Raw genomic sequence first — 26,915 nt, forward strand, 5'->3', positions numbered from 1 at the left:
CCGACGCGGGGTGGAGCAGCTCGGTAGCTCGCTGGGCTCATAACCCAGAGGTCGCAGGTTCAAATCCTGTCCCCGCTACGAGAGAGAAAACCCGCCTCCGGAATTCCGGAGGCGGGTTTTCTGCATTCTCTTCGGCACGCCGGGCAGGGGCGGATACCGAGGTTCGGTGACCCCCGTGATCATCGTCCAGAACGGGTGCGCTACGCTTATCTAGCCGACGCGGGGTGGAGCAGCTCGGTAGCTCGCTGGGCTCATAACCCAGAGGTCGCAGGTTCAAATCCTGTCCCCGCTACCAGGGAAAGCGCACGACAGAACCCGGCCCCCAGATGATGGGGGCCGGGTTCTCTGCTTCCTGCGACATCACCGCGATCACGTGCGGAGGTCGGCACCACCGGGCATCGCGTGCGGGAGCCGGCACCCACCGAGCGCTGGCCCCCCACGCGTACGTCACCTCAGGCCGTAGGCCCGCATGACGGTCTGGGTGACACCACCGCCGTTGCGCTGCTGGGCGGTGACGCGGATGGACACGTACTCGGCCCGGCCCGGCGCGTTCAGGGCTGCCGTCCAGGCACCCTTGCGCTCCTTGAGGCTCTGCCGCTGCCAGGTGCGCCCGTCGTCGTACGAGACCTCGAGACCGAGTGCGGAGACCCCGTCCTTCGCGGCGGTGCTGCCCACCACCACCGGGGTGATGGTGAGGTCGTTCCTGCGCGGCGCGCGGCCGGCCAGGTCCACGTCGGTGTCGTAGTCCAACTGGACCAGCGGCATCGCCTGCACGTCCGTGACCGCGCCGGAGAAGAAGGTCCAGTCGGTACGCGTCGTCGAGGAGTACGGGCTGTACTCGGGTTTGGTCTCCGTCTCGACGACCAACCGGTACGGCGACCTCTGGGCCGGCAGCTCCCAGGTGAACAGCTCCGGCCAGTTCTCGAACTGCGTCAGTTGTCTGTCACCCTGGTAGAACGAGATCCGTTGCAGCATGGGCGCGCCGCCGCTGTGGGCGGCACCCCCATCGCCGAACCCCTGGATGTAGGCGCTGATCCCGAACTCGCTCCGGAACGGGATGTCGAGCGTCAGTAGGCGTGGTCGCGTGATCGGCCCGTACCAGCGGTCCTTCTGGACGCTGCCCGGCTGGTAGGCGATCTCGTCCGTGTACGAGCTTCCCCAGTCGACCACGTCCGCGAACTGCTTCCAGCGGACGCCGTCGCCGGCGGAGACCCAGTCGGTACGCGGCCCGGGGGCCACCGGCTGAAGGCCGAACCCGCGGGCGGCCGCCCACTCGTACGGCGGGAAGTCCCTCCGCGTCTCGGTGGCCTGCTGGCCGGGCGGCGGGGCGAACACGAGGTCGATCCGGGCGAGGTGCTTCGGGTCCGTCCTGGGCGACGGGTCGGCGGGTACGCCGCCACGGTGGTAGTCGACCAGGTCGTACAGGTATTTCGACGAGGGGTGGGCGGTGACCGTGAGCCGTACCCCCTTGTGGCCGGCGGCGGTGATCCTGCTGATCAGGCTCTCGCCCTCACCCGTGATCAGCGACGCGACCGGGATCGGCCCGGTCGTCGATCCGTCGGAGCTCCCGTACCATTCGCTGGCCCGGCCGTCGCCGTCGTTGACGACCAGCAGCAGCGCCGCGCCGGCGGCGGTCGCCGCCTTCACCTGCTCCGCCGGGGGTACGGCGTCGTCCCGCCGGACGACGACGGCCCTGCCCCGGGCTGACACGCCGGTGTAGTCCGCCGTGGAGCCGGTGCCGGCGAAGATGGCGTCCAGGCGCGAGGTGCCGTCGGTCAGCGGCCGGGAACCCGGCTGCGCGAGTGGGTCGCCCATGCGCCGCCCGTTGTGGCTGATCTCCAGCGGCGTCTGCTCCGCCCGTATCCGGGTGGTGAAGACGAAACTGCCCTGGCGCACCGGGCTCCTGGTCGGAAGCGCCCAGAGACTGTCGTAGGTGGCGCCGGGCCAAACCGTCTCGTGCAGGGCGTTGGTGTCGCTGGGCGTCGGCTCGCGAGAGGTGAACGAGCGGTAGACGTCGATGCGACTGTTGGTGATGGCGGTCGGTTGGGGTGTCGCCACCTTCACCTGGCGGGCCTTCGAGGCGTCGAGTTCGACGACCCGGTCGGTCGTCAGCTCGACCTCGGGCACGGTCAGCATCGCGAGGCCGAGCGAACGGTCGCCGTGCAGACCCTCCACGTCGACCGCGCCGACCACCGTGTAGGAGCCGGGGGCCCAGCGGCTCGTGAGCTTTCCGTCCTGTACCCACATGGACGTCGAGACGCCGTCGGCGCTAACGATTTCGACCTCACCACTGATCGGCTGGCCCGTGCGGTCCTTCAGGTGGATCGTGAGGTCGTACTTCTTGGACTCCACGGCGATCCCGACGGCCGTGTGCACGACACCGGCGGCGTGGCGGGCAGTGACCCGGGCGGAGTACCGGCCGGGGGCGAGCCCTTTCGGATCCACCACGACGTCCACCGTCGAGGTGCCCCGCGCCGGCACCGTCACCCGGGTCGCGCCCGCCGCGAAGGTCGTGGCGGGGGCGTCGGCGCCGTCGACGGAGAGCGCCAACGTGACGGCGTTGTCAGTGGTGTTGGTGTAGGTGATCTTCCGAGTGGTCCGCTGGGGCTGCGTACCGGGCGACCACCGGACGAGACCCGCGTCGACCGATCCGGTCGCGATGATCTGGTCCTGCTGGTAGGCGGCGGCCACGTTCAACCGGCCACTACCGGCCCGGTAGGCGCTGTAGTCGGGCGTGGGCACGCTGGTGCCCATGAGGGCGTCCTTGATCTGGCGACCGCTCCAGGTCGGGTGCTTCTGCGCCAGCAGGGCGGCGGCCCCGGCGACGTGCGGCGCCGCCATGGAGGTGCCGCTGTCCAACCGGTAGAAGCCCTCGCCCCACTCGATGTGCTGCGAGCGCGCCGCCAGCACGTCCACGCCCGGGGCGGTCAGGTCGGGCTTGAGGCCGTCGTCGATCATCCGGGGCCCGGCGCTGGAGAAGTCGGCCAGGTGGTCTGCGCCGTCCACCGCGCCGATGGTGAGCGCGGCGTCGGCGGTTCCCGGCGCTCCCAGGGTGTACGGGTCCGGGCCGCTGTTGCCGGCGGCGACGACGAAGAGAGCGCCCGTCTCGGCGGTCAGCTGGTTGACGGACTGGCTCAGCGGATCGTCCTGGCTGCGCCAGGCGCCGACGCCCAAACTCATGTTGATCACCTTGGCGCGCTCGGTCCGCGCCGCCCACTCCATGCCGGCGATGACCCCCGAGATCGGTCCACTCCCGAAGTCGTCGAGGACCTTGCCGATCACGAGGTCGGCACCAGGGGCGACACCCTTCTCCCGGCCACCCGAAGCAGCGCCGGTCCCGGCGACTGTGGAGGCCGTGTGGGTGCCGTGCCCGTTGCGGTCGATGACGTCCTGGCCGGGGATGAAACTGCGGGACGCGGCGATCCGGTTCACGAGGTCCGGGTGGGTCGTGTCCACTCCGCTGTCCAGCACGGCCACCCGTACGCCGCTGCCCGTTCCACCGGCGGCCCAGGCCTCCGGTGCGCCGATCTGCGCGGTGGTGTCGGCGAGGGCCGCCTTCGCCTTGCCGTCGAGCCACACCTTGTCGACGCCGGCGGTGAAGGAGGGTGCCGTGGGTCCGGCGGAGCGGCCCGTCGACGCCGCCGCGCCGGGACGTCCGCCGGTGAGGGCCGACCAGAAGTCGGCGGCCTGCGGGCGGTGGGCGCGGATCGCCTGGCCACGGACCGACGGTAGGTCCAGTGTGGTCTCCGCGCCCGGCAGGTCGGTGCGGGTCCGGAGCGTCGCCGAGCCCGTGGCGCGGGTGACGATCAGCGGGAGCGCGCTGGCCCGGGCATCGTCGAGGCCCTGGGCGACGAGTTGGGTGACGTCGAAGAGCTGCTTGTCGAGGCGACCGGTCGCCAGGTACGGCAGCGCCTCGTCCGGATACACGTAGGTGTCGCCGCCCTCGGTGGCGACGCGTACGGACCCGGTGGCGCCCGACGCGCGCGCGACGTCCACCGTGGGCGCCGCGCCGTCGCGCCCCGGGGTCACCGTCACCTTGTCGCCGGTGATGAGCGTGACCGTCACGGGAGAGGCGTGGGCGTCAGCGGCCCGGCCGGGTGGTGTCGGCGGTGGTGGGGACGCCGGAGCGCCGTGGGCTGTCGTCGGGGTGACCAGAGCGGCGGCGAGGGTGACGCCGACCGCTGTTGCCGCAGATCTTCGGGTGAGAGAGAGCCGCACAGTGCCTCCAGAGATGACCAGTTGCCGAATCTGATCATCTAGGTGGAATCATGTAAAGATCATCTTCGTCACCGTTGGGTTGCGGGAATATTGCGCGGCTGGCCGGCCGGCCGGGCCCGGTCCCGTGAATTTGGCGTGGACCGACGTGCCGAGGTTGCGCACTTCGGCGAGGATGGGCGCATGTCTTACTTCGGCAAGTGGTGGGGCCGGCTCAGCGCGGTTCTCGGTGCGGTCGTCCTGGCGGTCTTCGTGCCGGTTGCGGCCTGGGCGTCCACGGGCACCGGCGAGTTGGTGGTGGAGGCCGCGCGGCGGCGGTCCCGTGGCGGTGGCTTCGGCTTCCTCGGTCTGCTGTGCTGCCTCGTGGTGGTGGCGATCATCGTGTTCCTGGTGCTGCGTTTCACGCGTAACCGTCGTGGCGGCCCGCCGCGCTGATCGGTCGAGGCTCGGGCCGCCCGCGCTGACGACCCGACTCAGCCCGCGAGGGCGCCGATGGCCTGGGACAGGAAGCGGGCGGTCGCCTCGCGGGTGCCGTCCCGCCTGACCCGGACGCGCTCGGCGGCGGTGACCAGCAGGGTGCGTACCTTGGCGTGGCCCTTCGGCGGTGGCGCCGGTGCCGGCCCGAGCTGGTCGGCCAGGTTGTCGCCGAGGGCGGCCGCGCGTCGCTGCGCCGGGTCGGTGATGCTGCCCTGCGCGTACCGGCGGACGGCGAGGCTGGGGTTGAGGCCGCGCTCGTGGCCGAGGACGGTGCCGGCCTCGCCGTTGGTGGTCAGAAAGTTGATCACTTCGGCCACCGTGTCCGGGTGGCGGGTGCCCCGGAAGCCGGCCCAGTACATCGACGCGCGCGGCCACTGGGCGCCCGCAGGCCCGGGAAAGCCCACCACATCCAGCTCGGACTCGGTGAGTCGTTGCAGCTCCGGCAGTTGGTGAGACCAGGTGAAGGACGCGGCCGTCAACCCGGTGACCACCGGTTGCCGGGACGGCTCCCCGCTGTCGGCCTGCTCGACCAGGGCCGCGCCCGGCGTGGCCCGCCCGGCGCGGGCGCGCTGCCACAGCTCGAACCAGGCGATCAGCTCGTCGGCACCGAAGCCGAGCTCCCGCTCCCGGTAGAACTCGCCGCCCTGGGACCGGAGCCAGAGCCAGAGGGCGCGGTAGTCGCCGGACGCGTCCATCGTGCCGGCCACCTGGCCGTCGCTGGCCTCGGTGACCTCCTGTGCCCACGCGATGTAGTCCGCCCAGGGCATCCCGCTGCGCGGTTCGGGCACCCGCAGCTCGCGCAGCAGGTCCCGGTTGAAGACCACGGCCGCGAGTGTCTGCCCGGCTGCCACCCCCGTCGTCCGCCCGTCCACCGTGCCGTAGCGGACCAGACCCTCCGGGAAATTACGCAGGTCCAGTCGATGACCGGCGATCGCGTCGGTCAGGTCGAGGGCGATCTGGCGTTGGGTGTACTCCGTCAGCATCGAGTCGTCGAGTTGGATCAGGTCCGGAACGTTGCCGCCGGCGGCCTGGGTCGCCAGCCGCTCGTAGTACCCGTCGGCGCCCTGCCAGGTGACCCGGAAGGTGACCCCCGGGTTGCGCTCCGAGTACAGCCGGAGGGCCTTCTCGGTCAGCTCGGCCCGCTTCGCCCCGCCCCACCAGAAGACCGACAGCTCGATCGGGCCGTTCGCGGTCGAGGTGTCGGCGCCGTCGCTGCACCCGGCCAGCCCACCGGTGGCCAGCAGGGGAGCGCCGAGCAGCGCGGTGAGCACCCGGCGTCGGCCCGGGTCGGCGCCAAACCGGTCGATCGGGGGACGAACAGCGGGCACGGGGTCTCCTGGCACCGACGGACGGGGGCCGGACCATTCACGCAGGCGGCGCAGGAGGGTGTCAACGTCCATCCGGTCACCCCGGTCACCCCGGTCATCCCGGTCGGCCCGTGGGCGGATGGGTGGCCGGAACAGGCGCTGCCTCGTCACGTGGTGTACTAGGGCGCGTGGAACTTCTGCACTCGGGCAAGGTCCGGGACGTGTACGCCGACGGCGACGACCTGATCCTGGTCGCGTCGGACCGCATCTCGATCTACGACGTGGCGTTGCCGACACCGATCCCGGACAAGGGCCGGCTCCTCACTGCGCTGTCGCTGTGGTGGTTCGAGCAGCTGGCCGACCTGGTGCCGAACCACGTCATCTCGGCCACCGACGTGCCGGCCGAGTTCGCCGGGCGGGCGATCCGCTGCCAGCGGCTCGACATGGTCCCCGTCGAGTGCGTCGCCCGCGGCTACCTCACCGGCGGCGGCCTGCGGGAGTACGAGCGTACCGGCGCGGTCTCCGGCGTACCGCTGCCCCGAGGGCTCGGCGAGGCGTCGATCCTGCCCGAGCCGATCTTCACGCCGTCGAGCAAGGCGCCGGCCGGGGAGCACGACGAGCCGATCACGTACGCCGACGTGGTGGCCAAGGTGGGCCAGGAGACCGCCGAGCGGCTGCGGCAGATCACCATCGACGTCTACCGGCGCGGGGCCGAGCTGGCCGCCGACCGGGGCATCCTGGTCGCCGACACCAAGATCGAACTGGGGTGGGCGCCGGACGGCACCCTGGTGCTCGCCGACGAGCTGCTCACCTCCGACTCGTCGCGCTTCTGGCCGGCCGAGTCGTACCAGCCGGGCCGTGTGCAGTTCTCCTACGACAAGCAGTACGTGCGGGACTGGGCCACCGGTAGCGGCTGGAACAAGCTGCCGCCCGCGCCGGACGTGCCCGCCGAGGTCGTCGAGGCGACCCGCGCCCGCTACGTCGAGGTGTACGAGAAGCTCACCGGCAACCGCTGGGAGTAACCGCTCCGGCCTGGGGCCCTCAGTGGTTCCAGGCGTCGTTCCCGAACAACCTTGACCACAGGTTGTCGACCCGGCGCAGCAGGCCGAGGTCTCGCCAGAACCGGACGAGGGCGTACGCCATCCCGGCCACACCGAGGCCCGCCAGGATCGTCAGGACGACCTGCGGCATGACTCACTCCTCCCAGTCGAGAGTGCGCTGGACGGCCTTGCGCCACTGACGCAACTCCCTCTCGCGCAGCTCGGGGGCCATGGCCGGCTCCCACCGCGCGTCGGAACGCCACTGCGCGCGCAGGGTCGCGAGGTCGGGCCAGAAGCCCACCGCCAGACCGGCGGCGTACGCGGCGCCGAGGCAGGTGGTCTCGGTGATCCGGGAGCGGACCACCGGGACGTCGAGCACGTCGGCGAGGAACTGCATGAGCAGCGCGTTGGCGGTCATCCCGCCGTCCACCCGGAGCCGGCGCAGCGCCACGTCGGAGTCGGCGTCCATCGCGTCGACCACCTCGCGGGTCTGCCACGCCGACGCCTCCAGCACCGCCCGGGCCAGGTGCCCCTTGGTGATGTAGCCCGTCAGGCCGGCGATCACCCCGCGCGCGTCGCTGCGCCAGTGCGGAGCGAAGAGGCCGGAGAACGCCGGCACGATGTAGCAGCCGCCGTTGTCGTCCACGGTACGGGCCAGGTCCTCCACCTCGGCGGCGGAGGAGATCAACCCGAGGTTGTCCCGCAGCCACTGCACGAGCGATCCGGTGACCGCGATGGCGCCCTCCAGCGCGTACGCCGGTGGTTGGTCCTTGATCCGGTACGCGACCGTGGTGAGCAGGCCGTGCGTCGAGGGCACCGGGCTGGCGCCGGTGTTGAGCAGCAGGAAGCTGCCGGTGCCGTAGGTGCACTTCGCCTCGCCCGGCTGGAAGCAGGTCTGCCCGAACAGGGCGGCCTGCTGGTCGCCGAGCGCGCTGGCCACCGGCACGCCGGCCAGGACGCCGGTGGCCGTGCCGTACACCTCGGCGGAGCAGCGGATCTCCGGCAGCATTGCGGCCGGCACGCCGAGCGCGTTCAGCAGCTCCGGGGCCCAGTCGAGGGTGGTGAGGTCCATCAGCAGGGTCCGGCTGGCGTTGGTCACGTCGGTGACGTGCTCGCCGGTGAGCTTCCAGATCAGCCAGCTGTCCATCGTGCCGAACAGCACCTCGCCGCACTCCGCGCGCTCGCGCAGGCCGTCGACCTCGTCGAGCAGCCACCGCAGCTTCGGGCCGGCGAAGTAGGTGGCCAGCGGAAGGCCCGTGCGGGCCCGGAAGCGTTCCTCGCCGTACGCCGAGGCCAGCTCGCGCAGCAGCGGGCCGGTGCGGGTGTCCTGCCAGACGATGGCGTTGGCCACCGGACGGCCGGTGGCCCGGTCCCAGACGACGGTGGTCTCCCGCTGGTTGGTGATGCCCACGGCGGCGAGCCCGCTCGCGTCGATGCCGGCGGACCGCAGCGCCTCGGCGACCACCTGCTGCACGTTGTCCCAGATCTCCTCGGCGTCGTGCTCGACCCAGCCGGGGCGGGGAAAGATCTGGCGGTGCTCGCGCTGGGCCGCGGCGACGATCTCCCCGGCGGAGTCGAAGACGATGCACCGCGAGGAGGTGGTGCCCTGGTCGATGGCGGCGACGTACTCGGGGGTCACGGCAGCACCGTACCCAAACCGGCGGCGCGGAGCGACCGCCGTCACGTCGGCCTCCGCTTCGCCTACGATGTGCGAACGTGCGTGACATCGCCGTTTTCAGTGGAACCGCCCATCCCGACCTGGCTGCCGAGATCTGCGCCCACCTGGGGGTGCCGCTGCATCCGGTACGGGTCTCCCGGTTCGCCAACGACTGTCTCGAAGTGCAGTTGCAGGCCAACTGCCGGGAGCGGGACGTCTTCCTGATCCAGCCGCTGGTGCCACCGGTCCAGGAGAATCTGGTCGAGCTGCTACTGATGATCGACGCGGCGCGGGGCGCGTCCGCCGGTCGGATCACCGTGGTGCTGCCGCACTACGCGTACGCCCGCTCGGACAAGAAGGACGCACCGCGGATCTCGATCGGCGCCCGACTCGTCGCCGACCTGCTGACCTCGGCGGGAGCGGACCGGGTGCTCGCGCTGACCCTGCACTCGCCACAGGTGCACGGCTTCTTCAGCGTCCCCGTCGACCACCTGCACGCGCTGCGGGAGTTGGCCACCCACTTCCGGCGGTACGACCTCAGCAACACCGTGGTGGTCTCGCCCGACCTCGGCAACGCCAAGGAGGCCGCCGCCTTCGCCCGGTTGCTCGGCACGCCCGTCGCGGCCGGTGCGAAGCAGCGGTTCAGCGACGACCTGGTCAAGATCAGCGCGGTGATCGGTGAGGTCGCCGACCGGGACGTGATCGTGCTGGACGACGAGATCGCCAAGGGCAGCACGGTGATCGAGCTGATGGAGCACCTGCGCGACCTGAAGGTCCGCTCGATCCGGTTGGCCTGCACGCACGGCCTGTTCTCGGGCGACGCGCTGCGTCGGCTCAGCGACCAGGACGGCGTGTTGGAGATCGTCTGCACCAACACGGTCCCCATTGCGGCCGAGAAGCGGGTGGAGAAGCTCCAGGTCCTCTCGGTGGCCCCGGCCCTGGCCGAGGCGATGCGCCGAATTCACAACGGGGAGTCGGTCTCCGCCCTCTTCGGCTGACCAGGGCCGCTCCGCGATCCTGCACGCCGTGTCGGCGGCAGCCCGGTGCAGCCCTCAGGTCCGGGGGAGGATGGCGGTGATGCGGACGGTGGTGCCGGCGGAGCTGGTGGCGATCTCGATGGCGTCGGTCAGTTCGCGGGCCAGCCAGAGGCCCCATCCGCCGGCGGTGTCCGGGGCGGGGCGGCTCCGGTCGCCCAGCCGCTGTGGGGTGATGCCGTGGCCGTGGTCCGCCACCTCGCAGAGCAGCTCACCGGGCTCCTGCCAGAGCCGCAGCCACCCGGTCCCACCGCCGTGCCGCACCGCGTTGGTGATCAGCTCGTTGACGGCGAGCACGAAGTCGTCCAGTCGTTGGCCGTCGAGACCGCAGGCGTGCGCGCAGGAGGTGACCGAGTGTCGAATCTCGGTCACCTGGGCCTGGTTGAAGGCCTCGGCGATCAGGAGGGCGGGTTCGATGGGCACAACCGTACGCGGTGCGTGCGGATCTGCATTCGTCATGGCCCTGTCCCGGCTGCGGATCTCGGAGTATTTCGCGGCTTTTCAACCGTACGTCAGTGTTTCTCGGACCGCACGCCGTGCCCCCGCGCGGCCGACCGGCTGTGGCATCCTGACCGCCATGCCGTCGCCGCCGGGTGGTTTCGAGGTGCCGCTCTGGCGGGCGCTCACGGTGTTCCGGCTGGCTTCCCTCGTGTACGTCTGCGCGCTCGCCGTGCGCGACGTCGACCGGTACACCCATCCGATCGCCGTCGGCGCCCTGGTACTGCTGATGATCATCTGGACCGGGGTGACCGCCGTCGCGTACGCCCGGCCGGCCTGGCGTCGCTGGCCGCTCCTGCTGGTGGACCTCGGCGTCGTGATCGCCATCGTGCTGTCCAGCCCGTGGGTGGTGGGACGGGAGGCGCTCGGGCACGGCGTACCCACTCTCGGGGTGGCCTGGATGGCCGGCCCGGTGCTGGCCTGGGCCGTCTCCGGAGGCCGTCGGCGCGGCACGGTGGCCGCGCTGCTGGTAGCCGGCGCGGACCTGGCCACCAGGGAGCGGATCAGCCAGTCCTCCTTCACCGGGGTGATCCTGCTGCTGCTCGCCGGGGTGGTGGTCGGGCACGTCGCCCGGCTCGCCGTGACCGCCGAGGAACGCCTGCAACACGCGGTGGAGCTGGAGGCTGCCACCCGGGAGCGGGAGCGGCTGGCACGCGACATCCACGACTCGGTCCTCCAGGTGCTGGCGCTCGTGCAGCGGCGCGGTGCGCACCTGCCCGGTGAGGCCGGCGAGTTGGCTCGGCTCGCCGGTGAGCAGGAGGCCGCGCTGCGCGCCCTGATCGCCGACGCCACCCCGACCGCGGTGGCCGGGACGGACGCGGTGGACCTGCGCGGCCTGCTCGGCCGGTACGCCACGGCGGCGGTGTCGCTCTCCGCGCCCGCCACCCCGGTGACCCTGCCCCGGCAGGTGGCGGGCGAGTTGGCGGCCGCCACCGGGGCGGCCCTGGACAATGCGGGCCGCCACGCCGGGGGGCGGGCCTGGGTGCTGATCGAGGACGAGGGGGAGACCGTGACCGTGTCGATCCGTGACGAGGGGCCGGGCATCCCGGAAGGCAGACTGGCCGAGGCCGCCGCGCAGGGGCGGCTCGGTGTGACCCAGTCGATCCGCGGTCGGGTGACCGACCTGGGCGGGACGGTCCGGATCATGTCGAGCCCCGACGCCGGCACCGAGATCGAGCTGACCGTGCCGAGGACGCAGCGGTGACCGCCGTGCGGGTGATGGTGGTCGACGACCATCCGATGTGGCGCGAGGGCGTGGCCCGTGACCTGGCCGAGGCCGGCTTCCTGGTGGTGGCGACCAGCGGCGAGGGGCGGCAGGCGATCCGGGTCGCCGCCGCCGTCCGACCCGACGTGGTCGTACTAGACCTGCAACTACCGGACATCTCCGGGGTCGAGGTGGTTGTCGGGCTGCGCGCCGTCCTGCCCGACGTGCGCGTGCTGATGCTCAGTGCCAGCGGCGAGGAGCAGAGTGTGCTCGACGCGGTCAAGGCGGGCGCCACCGGCTACCTGGTGAAGTCGACGGCGCCCGGTGAGTTCCTCGACGCGGTACGCCGCACCGCCGCCGGCGACCCGGTCTTCACGCCCGGCCTGGCGGGGCTGGCGCTGGGGGAGTACCGCCGGTTGGCCGCCGGGCCGGACCCGGGCACGGCCGACGACGGTGAGCCGGGTACGCCCCGGCTCACCGGTCGGGAGACGGAAGTGCTGCGCCTGGTGGCCAAGGGGATGTCGTACAAGCAGATCGCCCAGCGGCTCGGCCTGTCCCACCGTACGGTGCAGAACCACGTGCAGAACACGCTCGGCAAGCTGCAACTGCACAACCGTGTCGAGTTGACCCGCTACGCCATCGAGCGTGGCCTGGACGACTGACCGGCTCAGACCGAGCGCGGCGGCTCAGTCTCGTGGATGGCCAGCTCCTCCGCGGTCGCCCCGCCACCCGCCGAACCGGCGTCGTACGCCACGGAGTCGGTCTCCTGGTCGGTGTGCGCCCCCTCGTCCGGTTCCACCAGCCGGCCCACTGTCGCGTCGGCCACCGTGCCGAGCTGGCCGTGGTCGTAGAGGGAGACCGGCGAGTTGGGGTCCGAGGTGGGCCCCGGGTCCATCACGTCGGCGTCGAGCTGGGCCTCCGCCGCGGCGGCCTCGTTCTCCGCCTCGAAGGCGATCTTCGGATCGACCGGGCCGGCGAGCGGATCGTTCACCGGGCGCTCGTACACCTCCCGACCGAGCTTGTAGTCCAACGACTCCCCGTCCAGTTGCTCCTCGGCGGTCGTCCCGAAGCGGTCCACCGCCACCGGCGTCCGGTCGCCGGGCAACTGCGCCGGGTCCGGGCCGTCCGCCTCGCGCCCGGTGAGCACGTCGTCGTTGGCGGTGGAGTCGTCATCGGCGGTGTCGGGCAGGCCCTGCGCCTCGGTGTCGGACACGGGGGTCGGGTACTCGTTGTCGCGCATGTCTGATCACTACCCGCTGCCCTCCCGCCGTAACCGGAGCAGGGCCGGTCATCAGCGGTCGGACCGGGAGCGGCGGTTCATCGCGGCCATCGTGCCGACGGCGGTGCCGGCCGCGGCGAGACCGAACGCCGTCATCCGCACCAACTGACGCCGCCGACCGTGCCAGCCACCGTCGCGGCTGGCCTGCCCGTCGGCGTGGAACACGTTGCCGGTGCTGTCCAGTCGGGCGCCCGGGCCGAACTGGGTGCGGTGGGCGTACCAGCCGAGGGTCCGCTCGACCAGGGCCGGCGCCAGCCGCCACTGCACGCCGATCAGCCGGGCGGCCCCACCGGCGTACGCCTCGCGGCGCGGCCGGCGCAGCAACCGCACGATCGTCTCGGCGACCACCTCCGGTGGGTAGACCGGCGGGGGTGGCACCAACTCCCGGCCGCTGTGGTTGGCCGCGTGCCGGAAGAACGGGGTGTCGATGGTGGCCGGCAGCACGGTGCAGACGGAGATCTGCCCCCGACCGGTGACCCGCAGTTCCTGCCGGAGGGTGTCGGCCAGGCCGCGGATGCCGTGTTTGGCGGCGTTGTACGCCGACTGGTACGGCATCGCCACCTCGGCCAGCACCGACGCGTTGTTGACCAGCACGCCCCCACCGGCGGCTTCGAGGTGCGGCAGCGCGGCCTTGATGCCGTGCACGGTGCCCAGCAGGTTGACCTCCAGCACCCGCCGGAACTCGGCGACGGGGATCTCGTCGAACAGACCGACCGCGCTCACCGCGGCGTTGTTCACCCACGCGTCGACGCGGCCGAATTCGACCACCGCCCGCTCGGCCAGGTGCTGGACCGACTCGAGGTCGGTCACGTCGGTCGGTACGGTCAACGCCTGGCCGCCCAGTTGCCGGCAACGCTGCGCGACCTGCCGCAGCGCCTGCTCGCTGCGGGCGGCGAGGACCACGGTGGTGCCGCGGCGGGCCAGCGCGTACGCGGTGGCCGTGCCGATCCCGCTGGACGCGCCGGTGATCACCACGGTCGAGTCGTCGAGGCTCCGGGTCAGCGGCATTCTCCAGCGGTACCCCGGTCGGGCCCGGTCACACCACCGGCCGTCGACGATCCGAATCGGGGCAGCTGTGATTGCCGTGGCGCAAGTGTCGGTGGCACCTGCGGTGACTGTTCCCGATCTGCCAGGTTTCGGCTCGGCTTCCTCAGGTTAATGGGACGCTCTGACCGGGACCGCCGAGGAAAAGATCGCAGGGAGGTGACCCATGCGCGTCGGCCTCGTCTGCGCGCACAGCAGTTCGTACCGGCACGCCGACGGCCCGCCGGTCGGCACCCGACAACACATCGAGCGGGTCGCCGCCGAGTTGGCCGGCCGAGGCCATGATGTCCGGATCTACGAGCGCCGGGACGATCCGGCGTTGCCGGCGACGGCGGACGTCGACGGCTACCGGGTGCACCGGGTGCCCGTCGGCCCTCCGACCGCCCTGCCCACCGCCGGGCTCGTCCCGCACGTCACCGAGTTCGGGCGCTGGTTGACCGACGAGTGGAGCGGCGCCTGGCGTCCCGAGGTGGTGCACGGGCACTACTGGATCGGTGGCCTGGCCGCCGCGCACGCCGTCCGGGAGACCGACATCCCGGTCGTGCAGACCTTCCACTCCCTCGGCGTGGAGCAACTCCGCCACCTCGGCGGCGGGTACGACGGCCCGGGGGAGCGCATCCCGCTGGAACGGGCGCTGACCCGGGCGGTGGACATCGCCGTCGCCCAGTCCAACGACGAGGTGGACGAGCTGACCCGGATGGGTCTGCAACGGACCTCGGTGGCGATGGTGCCGGCCGGGGTGGACATCGCACAGTTCCACCCGGACGGCGAGGCGGCCCCACGCGAACAGCGGGCCCGCATCCTCTCCGTCGGTGGACTGTCCCCGGGGCACGGCCAGGACGACCTGATCCGGGCGATGCGGCTGATCGGCGACGCCGAGCTGGTGATCGCCGGTGGCCCACCGGCCGACCAACTGTCCCACCACGCCGAAGCGCGCCGCCTGCGCGAGCTCGCCGAGCGCGCCGGGGTGGCCGAGCAGGTACGCCTGGTCGGGGCGGTGCCGCACGACCAGATGGCGACCTGGTACCGCTCGGCCGACGTGGTGGCCTGCACCCCGCACTACTTCTCCGCCGGGCGGGTCTCCCTGGAGGCGATGGCCTGCGGGGTGCCGGTGGTCGGCTACGCGATGGGCGGCCTGGCGGACGCCGTCGTCGACGAGGTCACCGGCAGCCTGGTGCCACCCGGTGACGTCCGGACCCTCGGACTGTCGCTGCGTCGGCTGCTCGCCGACAACGCCGGCCGGTTCGCCTACGGTCACGCCGCCGTGGACCGGGTCCGCAGCAGCTACACCTGGGAACGGACCGCCGGCGCGCTGGAACGCCTCTACGAGCGGGTGGTGAGCCGCCGCAAGCCGGTCGAGGCTTGAGACGGCAGAGCCCACGCCACGCCCGCACAAAGTGGCGTGGGCTTTCGCTCAGATGGGCCGACCCACCCCGACCATGGCCCGGTCGCGGCGGTGCGCCACCGTGCGGTGCTGCTGCGGCTGGGCGTACCGGGTCAGGCCGATCACGGCGGCCAGGGTGACCAGGAAACCGGCGGCGGCCAGCCACTCCCGCCCCGGCCAGATCTTGTCGTTGAGCAGCAGCAGACCGACGATCGCCGCGGGTACCGCCCCGGCGGCATCCATGGCGGCGACCGCGGCGGTCGTCGAGCCGCGCTGCATGGCCAGGCCGAGCAGCAGTTGGCCGACGACCGAGTGGGCGACCAGCAGGTAGAACAGCGGGTTGGCGAGGAACGCCTCGGCCGAGGGCGCGGAGGCCAGGGGTCGGGCCGCGACCGCGGCCGAGGAGAACGCCAACCCGGCCAGCGAGCCCAGTGCCACCGAGCCGGGGGCGCCGTGCAGCCGGACGGCGAAGACGCCGAGGACCGCGATGACCCCGAGCGCCACCAGCAGCGCCACCGAACCGGCGGTGCCGAGCTGCTTCGACGGCGCCGGCCGCGCGGCCAGCACCAGCGCGGTGATCCCGGCGAAGAGCAGGGCCAGGAGGGCCACCTCCGCCATCGGCAACCGCCATTTCAGCACCAGTACGCCAATGATGGCGGTCACCCCGAGCCCGGCCGCCACACTCGCCTGCACCAGGAACAGGGGCAGATCGCGCCGGGCCAGGAAGGCGAGCACGAAACCGCCGATCTGGCAGGTCAGCCCGACCAGGTACGTCCGGTGCCCGGCCAGTCTCAGCAGCAGACCCGGATCGAAGGTGTGGTGCACCGTGGTGCGGGCCGCGGCCACCGACTGGAGCAGGTTGGCGAAGCCGTACGCGACGATCATCGCCGCGAGGAAGCACCAGCCGGAGGAGACCACCTGGCGAGGATAGAGGTTGTCGGGAGTCAGCGCTCGGCTGGTCGATCCAGGCGGGCGAGGATGTCGGCGTGCAGCACACCGTTGGTGGCGACCACGCTGCTCTCGGTGCCGGGCTCGCCCGTCGGCGCGGGTCGACCGCGCAGATCGGTGATCGTGCCACCCGCCTCGGTCACGATCGGCACCAGCGCCGCCACGTCCCACAGGGACAGCTCCGGCTCGACCATCACCTCCAGCGCGCCCTCGGCCAGCAGCATGTAGCCGTAGAAGTCGCCGTACGCCCGGCTGCGCCAGCCGGCCCGCAGCAGGTCGAGCATCGCGTGGAGCCGTCCGGCGTCCTCCCATCCGGTCAGCGACGAGTAGCAGACGCTCGCGTCGCCGAGGCTGCGGACCGCGGAGACGCCGATCCGCTCGCCCGCGTCGGGGCCGGGACCGGCGTACGCGCCCGCGCCCGCGCTCGCCCACCAACGCCGTCCCAGCGCGGGAGCGGACACCACGCCGACCGCCGGGCGGTCACCGTCGTACAGCGCGATGAGGCTGGCCCACACCGGCACCCCGCGGACGAAGTTCTTGGTCCCGTCGATCGGGTCGACGATCCACCTGCGACCACCCGGGTCGGTAGCCGGTGCCGCGCCGAACTCCTCACCGAGCAGTCCGTCGCCGGGCCGGTGCTCGGCCAGCAGCGCGCGGATCTCCCGCTCGACGGCGGTGTCCGCGTCGGAGACCGGTGTCAGGTCCGGCTTCGTGTCCACCCGCAGGTCGAGCGCCCGGAACCGGGCCGTGGCGATGGCGTCGGCGCGGTCGGCGAGCAGGTGGGCGAGGGCGAGGTCGTCGGCGTACCCGGTCATGCCGGCAACCTAGCCGACGCCCGCCGGCTCACTCGTCGGGCCCGCGCCGGTCGCCCTCGCCGGGCCCGCGCTGGTCGCTGTCGCCGCGCGCGTCGCCGTCGCCGGCACGCGAGGCGAGCAACCGGCGGTACGATGCCAGCCGGCGCGGGTCGGCCTTGCCGGCGGCCACCCAGGCGTCCAGCGCGCAGTCGGTCTCGTCGGCCGTGTGCTGGCAGTTGGGCGGGCAGTCGACGGTGCCCTCGACCAGGTCGGGGAAGCCGTGCAGCAGGCTGTCGGCGGAGACGTGCGCCAGCCCGAAGCTGCGGATGCCCGGGGTGTCGATGATCCAGCCCGGGTCGGTGTCGACGCCTGGCACCGGTGGCAGTCGCAGCGCCACGGCGCTGGTCGAGGTGTGCCGGCCGCGGCCGATCGCGCTGACCACGCCGACCGCGCGCGCGGCGTCCGGGACGAGGCGGTTCACCAGCGTCGACTTGCCCACCCCGGAGTGCCCGACCAGTACCGACACCTTGCCGCTCAGCAGCGCACGAAGCGCGCCCAGGTCGGAGTCGGGGCGGTTGAGCACGTACGGCAGCTCCAGCTCCGTGTAGTAGCCCAGCACCGCCTCCGGCCCGGCCAGGTCGGCCTTGGTGAGGCAGAGCAGCGGCTCGACGTCCGCGTCGTACGCGGCCACCAGGCAGCGGTCGATGAACCCGGTACGCGGCGGCGGGTCGGCCAACGCGCTGACGATCACCAACTGGTCGGCGTTCGCCACGACGACCCGCTCCAACCGGCCCTCGGCGGTGGTCTCGTCGTCGTCCGCCGTGCGGCGCAGCACCGAGCGGCGCTCGGCGATCCGGACGATGCGGGCGAGAGCGCCCTGCGCGCCGGACGTGTCCCCGACGAGGCTGACCCGGTCACCGACGACCACCGACTTGCGGCCCAGTTCCCGGGCCCGCATCGCGGTCACCGTCGGCAGCTCGGCCCCGACCACGCCGCGTTCGGCGCCGGCCAGCACACACTGGTAGCGCCCCCGGTCGACGGCGATGACGAAGCCGTCCACCGCGTCACTGTGCTGGGGTCGGGTGCGCGTACGCGGACGCGACGACTTGCCGGGCCGGACCCGTACGTCGTCCTCGTCGTACTCCCGCCGTCTGGTCGCCAGGACCCGTCCTCTTCTCGCGTCAGCTCTTGCCGGTCACCATCGCTGACCATAGTGCCGGGAACTCGGGCATCGTCTTGGCGGTACACCCGACGTCGTCCACCTCGATGCCCGGAACGGCGAGCCCGGCCACCGCGGCGGCGTGCGCCATCCGGTGGTCGTGGTAGGTGTGGAAGACCCCGCCGCGCAGCGGGCGGGGCCGGATCTCCAACCCGTCCGTGGTCTCGGTGATGTCCGCACCGAGCCCGCCGAACTCCCGCGCCAGCGCGGCGAGCCGGTCGGTCTCGTGGCCGCGGATGTGCCCGATGCCGGTGAAGACCGACGGCGAGTCGGCCAGCATGGCCAGCGCGGTCAGCACCAGGGTCAGCTCACCGACGTCGGACAGGTCGGCGGTCACGCCGTGCACCACCCCGGTGCCCCGGACGGTCAGCCCGGTGGTGGAGAGGGTGACCTCGCCGCCCATCCGCTGTAGCAGCGAACGGAGTTGCTCGACTGGCTGTGCGCTGCGGTGCGGCCAACCCTGCAGGGTCACCTCGCCGCCGGTGACCAGGGCGGCGGCGAAGAACGGTACGGCGCCGGAGAGGTCCGGCTCGATCTCCCAGCCGCGCCCGGTGAGCGGGCCGGGCTCGACGGTCCACACGTCGGGGGTGCTGTCGTCGACGGCGGCGCCGGCGGCGCGCAGCATCTGCACGGTCATCCGCAGGTGGGGCGCGGACGGCACCGGCGGGCCGACGTGGCGCACCACGAGACCTCTGTCGAAGCGGGGAGCGGCCAGCAGCAGCCCGGAGACCAGCTGGCTGGACGCGGACGCGTCGATCACCACCTCACCGCCGGTGACCCCACCGGTGCCGAGCACGGTCAGCGGCAGGCTGCCCGTGCCGGTGACGTCGATCCGGACGCCCAGCGAGCGCAGCGCGGCGACCAGTGGGCCGAGCGGGCGGGTGCGGACGTACGGGTCGCCGTCGAAGGTGACCTGCCCGTCGGTCAGGCCCGCCACGGGCGGCAGGAACCGCATCACGGTGCCGGCCAGTCCCACGTCCACGTGGGCGGGGCCGACCAGCGGGTGCGGCCGGACCAGCCAGCGCTCCTCGTCACTGATCGAGACGTGCGCGCCCATCGCGCGCAGACCGGCGGACATCAGCTCGGTGTCGCGGGCGCGCAGCGGCTCGGCCAGGGTCGACGGCCCGGCGGCCAGGGCGCTGAGCACCAGGGCGCGCGCGGTCATCGACTTGGAGCCGGGCAGGCGCAGCGTCGCCGCCACCGGATCGGATGCGGTCGGTGCGGTCCACGGCTGCGGCGGCCGGGTCGCGGTCAGATTCCCCACGGTTACATTCTGCCGTGTCGGCCGGTGGAGGGCATCGACCGGCGGTCGTACTCCCGGTTGGCGAGACATCCGGCGAGGCCCCTGAGGGGTTAGCGTGGGCGCATGTGCGGCAGGTACGCGACGACCCGTGGCGCCGGTGAGCTGAGCGCCCTGTTCGAGTCGTCCGACGACACCGACGGAGTGATCCGTCCGGATCATAACGTCGCGCCCACCGATCGCGTGCCGCTGGTCCGGCTGACCCCCGAGGGCCACCGCAGTCTCTGCGTCGCCCGCTGGGGTTTTCTGCCGCACTGGTCCCGGTCCGCAGCCGGCGCGGCGCGCATGATCAACGCGCGGGCCGAGACGGTGGCCACCAGCCGGGCGTACGCCGGCGCGTTCGCCCGGCGTCGCTGCCTGGTTCCGGCCGACGGCTGGTACGAGTGGGTCCGCCGACCCGACGGCGGTCGGCAGGCGTACTTCATGACCCCCGCCGACGGCTCGGTGCTCGCCCTGGCCGGCATCTGGTCGGTCTGGGAGTCCGGCGCCGACAGCCGGCTCACCTTCAGCGTGCTGACCACCGCGGCCCTCGGCGAGCTGGCCGAGGTGCACGACCGGATGCCGGTGCTGCTGGCGCCCGAGCGGTGGTCGTCGTGGCTGACGCCGTGTGACGAGCCCGAGCGCCTGCTCACGCCCGCGTCGCCCGACCTCCTCGCCGGGTTGGAGATCCGTCCGGTCGGGCCGGCCGTGGGCGACGTCCGCAACGACGGCCCGGGGTTGACCGTCCGGGTGCCCGTCCCGTCGATGTCGTCCCCACCGGAGCTGACCCTGTTCTGAAGATGAGAGGCATCGTCGGGCACTGATTTGCCAGGTTCTGATCGATTCGTCGCCTGGCCGTTCAGCCATGTTCTCGGAAGCCCCTTGTCCCGGTGTCCGAAAGTGCGATACAACACAGCGCCGGTAGTGGCTGTCGATTCGCACGGGGCGGACGACTTCATCGATCCTGCCGGTCCCACGGGGGAGGTGGGTGGAATGACACGGGCACGTATGCCCCGCCCGCACGAGGTGGCTGCGGCACGCAGAGATCCGCGGCTGCTGCGGGCTCTGCGAGAACGGCGGCAGGACGAGGCGTGGCGCACCAGAGGAACGTGCCAGAGCGTCGATCCGGAGACGTTCTTTCCGGCGCCGAACGAACCGGCGGACGCCGCCGTCGCGTTGTGCCGCAGTTGCGACGTGCAGGGTTCCTGTCTGGCATGGGCGCTGGAGGTGGGCGACTGCCACGGCGTGTGGGGCGCGACCACGCCCCGCGAGCGGCGGGCGATGCTTGTCGCGTGGCGCGGCGAGGTCGAGCCCGATCCGGACGCGGTCGACGATGCGGGCCCTCCGGTCCGCGACCGCCTGCTCGCCCTGGTGCCGCTGAGCTGACCAACGCGGCGGACCGATCCCGGTGACCGGCCGGGCCGGAGCAGAATGGGCCGGTGCTGCCCAGCGACGACATCGACACCCCGCGCGGTCCTGCGCGGATCGACACCGACCTGCCGGCCGGTCCGGCCGGTCCGCCGGACCGCGCGGCCGCGGTCGCGCCGGCTCGTGCGCCGGCTCCGGCCGGGCACCTCGACGAGGCGTGGACCGCCGTGCTGGCCGTGCTGCGCGAGCGGCACGCCGACGTACCCACGATCCTGGTCGGCGGTCGTTCCAGTGGCGCGCGGGTGGCCTGTCGGACGGCCCGCGCGGTCGGCGCGGTCGGCGTCGTCGCGCTGGCCTTTCCGCTGCACCCACCCGGCCGGCCGGAGCGTTCCCGGGCCGCCGAACTCGCCACCGGCCTGCCGACCCTTGTCGTCAACGGCGACCGGGACCCGTTCGGGATGCCGGCGTCCGGGCCGCACGTGCGGGTGGTGAGCCGTCCGGGGGAGACGCACGACCTGCGGCGGGACCCGGCCGGCACGGCCACCGTCGTACGGGACTGGCTGCGCTCCCACGGCTGGACGGCCGACTGACCCGGCGGACCGTTTCCGGTGCCGGGCGCGGGTCGTTGCAACCGATGGCGCCGTCGGACCGATTCGGACAGGCGGTGCCAGTCCTCCCAGGCCCTTCCTGGTCCCAGCGCCGGCACCACCGGGGCCGGGACCAGGAACGGGAGAGCCGGCCGGAATGCCCCGGTGGTCATCTCGCGTTACTAACCCCGGACGACTTTCTGCGAGGGGGGTGACCGGTGCCGACCGAGACACGAAGCCTGGAGCGGGACGCCCGGCAGCTACGGCGGCTGTTGGATGGTCCGGACTGGCCCGTGACAGCGGGACCGGGCGGGGTGGGTGCAGTGAGCACGAGCACACCGGCCGGAAGTGAATCTGTGGGCAGGTCCGTGCGCGTATCCTCGGCGGGGAAGCATCCGACGCGAGGGGATGTGCGGTTGACCACCGAGAAGACGGACGAGCGCAGGGCCCGGTTCGAGCGGGACGCGATGCCATTCGTCGATCAGCTCTATGCTGCTGGGCTGCGCATGACGCGTAACCCGGCGGATGCCGAAGACCTGGTCCAGGAGACGTACCTGAAGGCGTACGCGGCCTTCCACCAGTTCGAGCAGGGCACGAACCTGAAGGCCTGGCTCTACCGGATCCTGACCAACACCTACATCAACTCCTACCGCAAGCGGCAGCGCCAGCCGATCCAGGCGCCGACCGAGGAGATCACCGACTGGCAGCTCGCCGAGGCCGAGTCGCACACCTCCAGCGGTCTGCGCTCGGCCGAGACCGAGGCTCTGGACCGGCTGCCGGACAGCGACGTGAAGGAGGCCCTCCAGCAGTTGCCGGAGGAGTTCCGCCTGGCCGTCTACCTGACCGACGTCGAGGGCTTCTCCTACAAGGAGGTCGCCGACATCATGGGCACGCCGATCGGCACCGTGATGTCGCGTCTGCACCGTGGCCGTCGTAATCTGCGCAAGCTGCTCGAGCAGTACGCCGCGGAGCGGGGCTTCAGCCCGGCCCGCTCCGCGAAGGGCTCGACCGCCGCCGCTGCCGGCCGGGAGGTGTGACGTGAGCTGTGGAGAGCCGCACGAGACGGACTGCCGCGAGGTGCTCGCGGAGGTCTACCTCTACCTGGATCTCGAGTGCGCCGACGAGCGGCGCGCGTTGATCCGGCACCACCTCGACGAGTGCGGGCCGTGCCTGCGCGAGTACGGGCTCGAGCAGGAGGTCCGGGCGCTGGTCGCCCGCTGCTGCGGCAACGAGACCGCGCCGGATCAGCTGCGTGAGCGGCTGCGGATCAAGCTCACCGAGCTGGTGGTCTTTGAGACCAGCGATTCCCGCGAGCTGGCCGACTGAGCGTCGGCGTACGGCGAAACACCGGTGGCCCGGGTCGATTTCGACCCGGGCCACCGGCGTACCCGGCCTGTGCCGGGTGGGACTGACCGGTGACGGGCGCATCGGCCCGTCGGCGCGTTCAGGAGTTGGGACGCTTGCCGTGGTTCGCGGCGCTCTTCTTGCGGGCCTTCTTCTTGCGGGACTTCTTCGCCATGCTGACCTCCTCGTGATGGGTCGGATCCGCGCTGCGCGCGGCCTCGCCGGTTGCACCCACCGGCCGCCCGGCGTCGGGTCCGACCCGCTGATGGTAGTGCGGCCGGCACCCCGTCCCTTCCCCCGGGGCCGACCCGCGCCGCTGTGCACCCATGCCCCAGCCTCGCGTGATTGGATACGTCGGCAGGCACATCGCGAAGAGGGAGGGCCGTGGACATGGCCGAGGAGATCCGCGCCGAGATGGTGGCGAACGTCTGGAAGGTCGTCGCGTCGGCGGGCGACACCGTGTCCGAGGGCGACACCCTGGTGATCCTCGAGTCGATGAAGATGGAGATCCCGGTCGTCGCGGAGGCCGACGGCGTCGTCCAGCAGCTCGCCGTCCACGAGGGCGACGTCGTGCAGGACGGCGACCTGATCGCGGTGATCGGTTGACCGGCCTGCTGGTCCGGCTCGCCGACACGGCGGATTTCCCGGCGGTCGCCCGACTGACCGTGGCCGCCTACGAGGCGGATGGTCAGCTCAAGGGCGAGCACGGGTACGGGGCGGTGCTGGCCGACGTGTCGACCCGGGCCGCCGAGGGTGAGGTGCTGGTCGCGGTGGACGAGGCGACCGGCGCGGTGCTCGGCTCGGTGACCTTCGTGCTGCCGGGCACCCCGTTCGCCGAGTTGTCCGGGCCGGGCGAGGCGGAGTTCCGCATGCTGGCCGTCGACCCGGCGGCCCAGGGGCGGGGTGTCGGCGCGGCACTGGCCCGGGCGTGCGTCGACCGGGCGACCGAGCTGGGCTGCACGGCGGTCGTGATCTGCGTCCGCGCGGGGATGGCCGTGCCGGCTCACCGGCTCTACGAGCGTCTCGGGTTCGTCCGCACGCCGGAGAAGGACTGGTCGCCGGCGGCGGGTGTGGCGCTGCGCGGCCTGCGGCTGGATTTGCCCCGCACCTGAGAGCCGGCTCGTCAGCCGCGCGCGTTGGCCGGGTCGCTCGGCGTCGCGGCCTCGTCGGGCTCCGCACCGCCGATCGCGGCCAGCAGCTCGTCGGCCACCTCGAGCGCGAGCCGGCGACGCTCCGCGTCGGTGATGTCCGGCGCCCGCACGGCGAACCAGCTCGTGTGCACGGCGAACAGGGACAGGGTGGCGCGCAGTTGCGCGGCGGGGGAGTCGTCGCCCCGGCAGAGGGCGCTGGCGAGCCGCATCATCCGGCTGCGCATCTGCTGACCGGAGGAGAGGCTCTTGAGCACTGTCTGGTTCTGCTCGAAGAAGCGCATCACCGACGGCATGTCGCCGCCGAACATCGTGTCGGCGTAGCGGGAGATGAGGGCGCGCCGGGTGGCCAGGGTCGTGGGCTGTGATTCGGCCCAGGCGGTCAGCGCGTCCATCTGGTCGAGCCGATCCTCCACGAAGCTGGCGACGATGTCGTCCTTGCTCTTGAAGTGGTAGTAGAGCGCGGCCTTGGTGACGTTGAGGCGTTCGGCGATCTCCCGCAGTGAGGTCTTCTCGTACCCCTGCTCGGTGAAGAGCTCCAACGCGACGGCCTTGATCCGCTCGCGGGTGCCGCCTGTGCTCTCCCTCACCCACGCCCTCCAATTCGGTTGACCGCCAGTTGGTACCCAACTTACCGTGCGGCTAGTAAGGTGACTAGCTGGGCAGCAAGTAAGTAGGACAATCCTCGGGGGGAGCTTACCCATGACTCAGGCAACCCAGGCCGACGTGCGACCCAACGTACGGGTCGTGCTGTTCGGGCTGATGATCGCGATGATGCTCGCGATGCTCGACAACATGATCGTCAGCACCGCGCTGCCGCGGATCACCTTCGAGTTCGGCGACGCCGGCCACTTCACGTGGATCGTCACCGCGTACATCCTGGGTACCACGGTCTCCACGCCGATCTGGGGCAAGCTTGGCGACCTCTACGGTCGCAAGACGGTCTTCCTGACGTCGGTGGTCGTCTTCCTGGTGGGGTCGGCCCTCTGCGGCATGGCCGGCTCGGCGATGTTCGGTGGCGTCGACAAGGGCATGATCGAACTGATCGCCTTCAGGGCCGTCCAGGGCCTGGGCGCGGGCGGTCTGATGGTCGGCGTGATGGCGATCATCGGTGACCTGGTCCCGCCCCGCGAGCGTGGGCGCTACCAGGGCATGATCGCCGGCATCATGGCCATCGCCATGGTGGCCGGCCCGCTGGTCGGTGGCTTCATCACCGACAACCTCTCCTGGCGGTGGGCGTTCTACGTCAACCTGCCGCTGGGCGGCATCGCGCTGATCGTGCTCATCACCACCATGCACCTGCCGAAGTACCGGACCGAGCACCGCATCGACTGGCTCGGCGCCGGGCTGCTCTCGGTGGGCATCACCGCGGCCGTCCTGATCACCACGTGGGGTGGCAACGAGTACGACTGGGTCTCGCCGCAGATCTTCGGTCTCGCCGCGCTGGCACTGGTCACGCTGGTGGCGTTCGGCCTGGTGGAGCGCCGGGCCCCGGAGCCGATCCTGCCGCTGGGGCTCTTCGCCAACCGCAACTTCGCGCTGATCTCGGTGATCGGTTTCCTGCTGGGCTTCGCGATGTTCGGCGCCATGAACTTCCTGCCGCTGTACCAGCAGACCGTCCAGGGGGCCTCGGCCACCAACAGCGGCCTGCTGCTGCTGCCGCTGATGTTCGGCATGCTCGTCGTCTCGCTCGTCATCGGACGGGCGATCACCAAGAACGGCAAGTACCGCGCGTACCCGATCGTCGGTGGTGTGGTGATGGCCGGCGGCATGGCGCTGCTGTCCATGCTCGACCTCAACACCAGCAAGCTGACGTCCTCGCTCTACATGGTCGTGCTCGGCGTCGGCATGGGTTTCCTCATGCAGACCTCGATGTTGATCGCCCAGAACAGCGTGGAGCAGAAGGACCTGGGCGCGGCGAGCGGCGCGGCCACGTTCTTCCGGTCGATCGGCGGCTCGTTCGGTGTGTCCCTGTTCGGTGCGATCTTCGCGCACCGGCTGGCCGACTCCGCTGCCGGCAAGGCGCTCAGCGGCGGCGAGGGCGAGATGGATCTGGAGAAGCTCAAGGATCTTTCTGCCCAGGTGCGTGAGGTGGTGCTCGGCGGCCTCGCCGACGCGATCTCGCACGTGTTCCTCTGGGCCGTGCTGTTCACCGTGGTGATCCCGGTGCTCGCCTGGTTCATCAAGGAGATCCCGCTGCGCACCGCCAACGAGGCGCCGCCGCAGGCGACTCCGGAGGAAGAGGCCGAGGTCGCCCTCGGCAAGGCACCCGTGGCCTGACCCTCCCCCGAAGAAGCGCCGCGCCCGCCGCGGGGGGGGGCGGGCCGGGCCCCCCCCCCACGACCGGTCAGATCTTGGCGACCTGGTTGAAGTTGAGCTCCACCGGGGTCTCCCGACCGAAGATCGACACCAGCACCTTGAGCTTCTGCTGGTCGGCGTTGATCTCACTGATCGTGGCCGGCAGCGACGCGAACGCGCCGTCGGTGACGGTGACCGAATCGCCGACCTCGAAGTCGAGGACCTTGATCTCCGGCTTCGCCTTCTTCTGCTCGGTCTCGACGGCCGGCGCCAGCCACTTCAGCACCTCGTCGAGCGACAGCGGCGCGGGCCGGTCGGCCCGGTCGGTCGCGCCAACGAAGCCGGTCACGCCCGGGGTGTTGCGGACACACGAGTACGACTCGGCGGTCAGCTCCATCCGGACCAGGATGTAACCGGGGAAGACCTTGGCCTGGACCTGCGAACGCTTACCGTTCTTGACCTCGACCTCTTCCCGGGTCGGCACCTCGACCTGGTAGATGAAGTCCTCCATGTCGAGGCTCGTGATCCGGGTCTCGAGGTTGGTCTTCACCTTGTTCTCGTAACCGGCGTACGAGTGCACCACGTACCAGTCACCCGGCGCGTAACGCAGCTTCTGCCGCAGCTCGGCGACCGGGTCGTAGTCCTCGTCCGGCGCAGGCTCGGTGGTGGGGAACTCCGGCTCGCTGGCGGCCTCAACCGACTCGTCACCAGCCGCCGTCGCGACCGTGGACTGCTCGTCCACTTCTCCGGCGGTCTCGTCGTACTCAGGCACGCTCGCTCACTTCCGTCAC

At 71.9% G+C, this 26,915-nt stretch carries 28 protein-coding genes and 2 tRNA genes; 16 read left to right on the forward strand and 14 right to left on the reverse strand.

The genetic code is table 11. The features are described 5' to 3' along the window. Nucleotides 1–4 precede the first annotated feature (4 nt). Nucleotides 5–78, forward strand: a tRNA-Met gene (locus ACLQ24_RS03285). 140 nt (nt 79–218) lie between these two features. Further along, nucleotides 219–295, forward strand: a tRNA-Met gene (locus ACLQ24_RS03290). A 152-nt stretch (nt 296–447) separates the two neighbouring features. Here ACLQ24_RS03290 and ACLQ24_RS03295 read toward each other — a convergent pair. Further along, nucleotides 448–4,218 (reverse strand): S8 family serine peptidase, encoded by a 3,771-nt coding sequence (locus ACLQ24_RS03295; RefSeq protein ID WP_425888914.1) that lies wholly within the window; start codon nt 4,216–4,218, stop codon nt 448–450. Between the two features lie 180 nt (nt 4,219–4,398). Here ACLQ24_RS03295 and ACLQ24_RS03300 point away from each other — a divergent pair, with 180 nt between their 5' ends. Continuing rightward, the gene (locus ACLQ24_RS03300; RefSeq protein ID WP_425888915.1) at nt 4,399–4,650 is read left to right on the forward strand and encodes a hypothetical protein; all 252 of its coding nucleotides are present in this window, start codon (nt 4,399–4,401) and stop codon (nt 4,648–4,650) included. Between the two features lie 38 nt (nt 4,651–4,688). On the opposite strand, the gene ACLQ24_RS03305 is transcribed toward ACLQ24_RS03300, so the two are convergent. After that, a complete protein-coding gene (locus ACLQ24_RS03305) occupies nt 4,689–6,092 on the reverse strand; it encodes an ABC transporter substrate-binding protein (RefSeq protein WP_425888916.1) in 1,404 nt (467 codons plus the stop codon). A gap of 95 nt (nt 6,093–6,187) precedes the next feature. Between ACLQ24_RS03305 and ACLQ24_RS03310 the strand changes: the two genes are divergently transcribed. Further along, nucleotides 6,188–7,021: a phosphoribosylaminoimidazolesuccinocarboxamide synthase gene (locus ACLQ24_RS03310; RefSeq protein WP_425888917.1), complete on the forward strand. Its 834-nt coding sequence runs from the start codon at nt 6,188–6,190 to the stop codon at nt 7,019–7,021. 19 nt (nt 7,022–7,040) lie between these two features. Here ACLQ24_RS03310 and ACLQ24_RS03315 read toward each other — a convergent pair whose 3' ends face one another. Both ACLQ24_RS03315 and glpK read right to left on the reverse strand, forming a co-directional pair. Next, complete coding sequence (locus tag ACLQ24_RS03315) at nt 7,041–7,190, reverse strand: hypothetical protein (RefSeq protein ID WP_425888918.1); 150 nt, start codon at nt 7,188–7,190, stop codon at nt 7,041–7,043. Nucleotides 7,191–7,193: 3 nt separating this feature from the next. After that, entirely contained in the window at nt 7,194–8,678 is a 1,485-nt protein-coding gene (glpK, locus tag ACLQ24_RS03320; protein WP_425888919.1) for a glycerol kinase GlpK, read from the reverse strand. A gap of 77 nt (nt 8,679–8,755) precedes the next feature. On the opposite strand from glpK, the gene ACLQ24_RS03325 reads away from it, so the two are divergent. Further along, entirely contained in the window at nt 8,756–9,694 is a 939-nt protein-coding gene (locus ACLQ24_RS03325; protein ID WP_425888920.1) for a ribose-phosphate diphosphokinase, read from the forward strand. Nucleotides 9,695–9,748: 54 nt separating this feature from the next. Here ACLQ24_RS03325 and ACLQ24_RS03330 read toward each other — a convergent pair whose 3' ends face one another. After that, nucleotides 9,749–10,189, reverse strand: coding sequence for an ATP-binding protein (locus ACLQ24_RS03330; RefSeq protein ID WP_425888921.1), 441 nt, complete (start codon nt 10,187–10,189; stop codon nt 9,749–9,751). Between the two features lie 118 nt (nt 10,190–10,307). On the opposite strand from ACLQ24_RS03330, the gene macS reads away from it, so the two are divergent. Together macS and ACLQ24_RS03340 are read left to right on the forward strand one after the other, a co-directional pair. Then, nucleotides 10,308–11,432 carry a MacS family sensor histidine kinase gene (gene macS / locus ACLQ24_RS03335; protein WP_425888922.1) on the forward strand — a complete coding sequence of 375 codons (1,125 nt, stop codon included), beginning with the start codon at nt 10,308–10,310 and terminating at the stop codon, nt 11,430–11,432. A 14-nt stretch (nt 11,433–11,446) separates the two neighbouring features. After that, entirely contained in the window at nt 11,447–12,094 is a 648-nt protein-coding gene (locus tag ACLQ24_RS03340) for a response regulator (protein ID WP_425889005.1), read from the forward strand. 5 nt (nt 12,095–12,099) lie between these two features. Here the strand turns inward: ACLQ24_RS03340 and ACLQ24_RS03345 are convergent, their stop codons facing one another. After that, a complete protein-coding gene (locus tag ACLQ24_RS03345) occupies nt 12,100–12,672 on the reverse strand; it encodes a DUF5709 domain-containing protein (protein WP_425888923.1) in 573 nt (190 codons plus the stop codon). A gap of 51 nt (nt 12,673–12,723) precedes the next feature. After that, nucleotides 12,724–13,719 carry an SDR family oxidoreductase gene (locus ACLQ24_RS03350; RefSeq protein WP_425888924.1) on the reverse strand — a complete coding sequence of 332 codons (996 nt, stop codon included), beginning with the start codon at nt 13,717–13,719 and terminating at the stop codon, nt 12,724–12,726. A gap of 202 nt (nt 13,720–13,921) precedes the next feature. Here ACLQ24_RS03350 and ACLQ24_RS03355 point away from each other — a divergent pair, with 202 nt between their 5' ends. After that, the gene (locus tag ACLQ24_RS03355; RefSeq protein ID WP_425888925.1) at nt 13,922–15,121 is read left to right on the forward strand and encodes a glycosyltransferase; all 1,200 of its coding nucleotides are present in this window, start codon (nt 13,922–13,924) and stop codon (nt 15,119–15,121) included. 48 nt (nt 15,122–15,169) lie between these two features. On the opposite strand, the gene ACLQ24_RS03360 is transcribed toward ACLQ24_RS03355, so the two are convergent. From ACLQ24_RS03360 to aroA, 4 genes are all read right to left on the reverse strand, one after another. Next, entirely contained in the window at nt 15,170–16,057 is an 888-nt protein-coding gene (locus ACLQ24_RS03360; RefSeq protein ID WP_425888926.1) for a hypothetical protein, read from the reverse strand. 26 nt (nt 16,058–16,083) lie between these two features. Further along, nucleotides 16,084–16,902 carry a histidinol-phosphatase gene (gene hisN, locus ACLQ24_RS03365; RefSeq protein ID WP_425888927.1) on the reverse strand — a complete coding sequence of 273 codons (819 nt, stop codon included), beginning with the start codon at nt 16,900–16,902 and terminating at the stop codon, nt 16,084–16,086. Between the two features lie 28 nt (nt 16,903–16,930). Next, nucleotides 16,931–17,941 carry a ribosome small subunit-dependent GTPase A gene (rsgA, locus tag ACLQ24_RS03370; protein WP_425888928.1) on the reverse strand — a complete coding sequence of 337 codons (1,011 nt, stop codon included), beginning with the start codon at nt 17,939–17,941 and terminating at the stop codon, nt 16,931–16,933. 121 nt (nt 17,942–18,062) lie between these two features. After that, complete coding sequence (gene aroA / locus ACLQ24_RS03375; protein ID WP_425888929.1) at nt 18,063–19,364, reverse strand: 3-phosphoshikimate 1-carboxyvinyltransferase; 1,302 nt, start codon at nt 19,362–19,364, stop codon at nt 18,063–18,065. Nucleotides 19,365–19,466: 102 nt separating this feature from the next. On the opposite strand from aroA, the gene ACLQ24_RS03380 reads away from it, so the two are divergent. The 5 genes from ACLQ24_RS03380 (at nt 19,467) to rsrA (ending at nt 22,660) form a co-directional block, all read left to right on the forward strand. Then, nucleotides 19,467–20,177 carry an SOS response-associated peptidase gene (locus tag ACLQ24_RS03380; protein ID WP_425888930.1) on the forward strand — a complete coding sequence of 237 codons (711 nt, stop codon included), beginning with the start codon at nt 19,467–19,469 and terminating at the stop codon, nt 20,175–20,177. Nucleotides 20,178–20,372: 195 nt separating this feature from the next. Further along, nucleotides 20,373–20,765: a WhiB family transcriptional regulator gene (locus tag ACLQ24_RS03385; RefSeq protein ID WP_425888931.1), complete on the forward strand. Its 393-nt coding sequence runs from the start codon at nt 20,373–20,375 to the stop codon at nt 20,763–20,765. 53 nt (nt 20,766–20,818) lie between these two features. Beyond that, nucleotides 20,819–21,337 (forward strand): alpha/beta family hydrolase, encoded by a 519-nt coding sequence (locus tag ACLQ24_RS03390; RefSeq protein ID WP_425888932.1) that lies wholly within the window; start codon nt 20,819–20,821, stop codon nt 21,335–21,337. A gap of 215 nt (nt 21,338–21,552) precedes the next feature. After that, complete coding sequence (locus ACLQ24_RS03395) at nt 21,553–22,371, forward strand: sigma-70 family RNA polymerase sigma factor (RefSeq protein ID WP_425888933.1); 819 nt, start codon at nt 21,553–21,555, stop codon at nt 22,369–22,371. 1 nt (nt 22,372) lies between these two features. Next, on the forward strand, nt 22,373–22,660 hold the full coding sequence (gene rsrA, locus ACLQ24_RS03400; protein ID WP_425888934.1) for a mycothiol system anti-sigma-R factor: 288 nt from the start codon (nt 22,373–22,375) through the stop codon (nt 22,658–22,660). Between the two features lie 118 nt (nt 22,661–22,778). On the opposite strand, the gene ACLQ24_RS03405 is transcribed toward rsrA, so the two are convergent. After that, nucleotides 22,779–22,853, reverse strand: a complete 75-nt coding sequence (locus tag ACLQ24_RS03405) for a 50S ribosomal protein bL37 (protein WP_369814844.1) — start codon at nt 22,851–22,853, stop codon at nt 22,779–22,781. 209 nt (nt 22,854–23,062) lie between these two features. Between ACLQ24_RS03405 and ACLQ24_RS03410 the strand changes: the two genes are divergently transcribed. Continuing rightward, a complete protein-coding gene (locus tag ACLQ24_RS03410; RefSeq protein ID WP_007464729.1) occupies nt 23,063–23,284 on the forward strand; it encodes a biotin/lipoyl-binding carrier protein in 222 nt (73 codons plus the stop codon). After that, nucleotides 23,281–23,790, forward strand: coding sequence for a GNAT family N-acetyltransferase (locus ACLQ24_RS03415; RefSeq protein WP_425888935.1), 510 nt, complete (start codon nt 23,281–23,283; stop codon nt 23,788–23,790). The genes ACLQ24_RS03410 and ACLQ24_RS03415 overlap by 4 nt, the downstream gene beginning before the upstream one ends. Before the next feature lie 11 nt (nt 23,791–23,801). On the opposite strand, the gene ACLQ24_RS03420 is transcribed toward ACLQ24_RS03415, so the two are convergent. Further along, nucleotides 23,802–24,416 (reverse strand): TetR/AcrR family transcriptional regulator, encoded by a 615-nt coding sequence (locus ACLQ24_RS03420; RefSeq protein WP_425888936.1) that lies wholly within the window; start codon nt 24,414–24,416, stop codon nt 23,802–23,804. Between the two features lie 112 nt (nt 24,417–24,528). On the opposite strand from ACLQ24_RS03420, the gene ACLQ24_RS03425 reads away from it, so the two are divergent. Continuing rightward, entirely contained in the window at nt 24,529–26,106 is a 1,578-nt protein-coding gene (locus ACLQ24_RS03425; RefSeq protein WP_425888937.1) for an MDR family MFS transporter, read from the forward strand. Nucleotides 26,107–26,173: 67 nt separating this feature from the next. On the opposite strand, the gene nusG is transcribed toward ACLQ24_RS03425, so the two are convergent. Then, a complete protein-coding gene (gene nusG / locus ACLQ24_RS03430; protein ID WP_355053308.1) occupies nt 26,174–26,896 on the reverse strand; it encodes a transcription termination/antitermination protein NusG in 723 nt (240 codons plus the stop codon). Nucleotides 26,897–26,915: the final 19 nt, after the last annotated feature.

Source organism: Micromonospora sp. DT4, assembly GCF_049841675.1.
Lineage (GTDB): Bacteria > Actinomycetota > Actinomycetes > Mycobacteriales > Micromonosporaceae > Micromonospora.

Coding starts and splice junctions, on each gene's coding strand:
- ACLQ24_RS03300 (WP_425888915.1), top strand. CDS start 4,399: ATGTCTTACTTCGGCAAGTGGTGGGGCCGGCTCAGCGCGGTTCTCGGT.
- ACLQ24_RS03305 (WP_425888916.1), bottom strand. CDS start 6,092: ATGGACGTTGACACCCTCCTGCGCCGCCTGCGTGAATGGTCCGGCCCC.
- ACLQ24_RS03315 (WP_425888918.1), bottom strand. CDS start 7,190: ATGCCGCAGGTCGTCCTGACGATCCTGGCGGGCCTCGGTGTGGCCGGG.
- ACLQ24_RS03330 (WP_425888921.1), bottom strand. CDS start 10,189: ATGACGAATGCAGATCCGCACGCACCGCGTACGGTTGTGCCCATCGAA.
- macS (WP_425888922.1), top strand. CDS start 10,308: ATGCCGTCGCCGCCGGGTGGTTTCGAGGTGCCGCTCTGGCGGGCGCTC.
- ACLQ24_RS03340 (WP_425889005.1), top strand. CDS start 11,447: ATGGTGGTCGACGACCATCCGATGTGGCGCGAGGGCGTGGCCCGTGAC.
- ACLQ24_RS03345 (WP_425888923.1), bottom strand. CDS start 12,672: ATGCGCGACAACGAGTACCCGACCCCCGTGTCCGACACCGAGGCGCAG.
- ACLQ24_RS03350 (WP_425888924.1), bottom strand. CDS start 13,719: ATGCCGCTGACCCGGAGCCTCGACGACTCGACCGTGGTGATCACCGGC.
- ACLQ24_RS03355 (WP_425888925.1), top strand. CDS start 13,922: ATGCGCGTCGGCCTCGTCTGCGCGCACAGCAGTTCGTACCGGCACGCC.
- hisN (WP_425888927.1), bottom strand. CDS start 16,902: ATGACCGGGTACGCCGACGACCTCGCCCTCGCCCACCTGCTCGCCGAC.
- ACLQ24_RS03380 (WP_425888930.1), top strand. CDS start 19,467: ATGTGCGGCAGGTACGCGACGACCCGTGGCGCCGGTGAGCTGAGCGCC.
- ACLQ24_RS03385 (WP_425888931.1), top strand. CDS start 20,373: ATGACACGGGCACGTATGCCCCGCCCGCACGAGGTGGCTGCGGCACGC.
- ACLQ24_RS03425 (WP_425888937.1), top strand. CDS start 24,529: ATGACTCAGGCAACCCAGGCCGACGTGCGACCCAACGTACGGGTCGTG.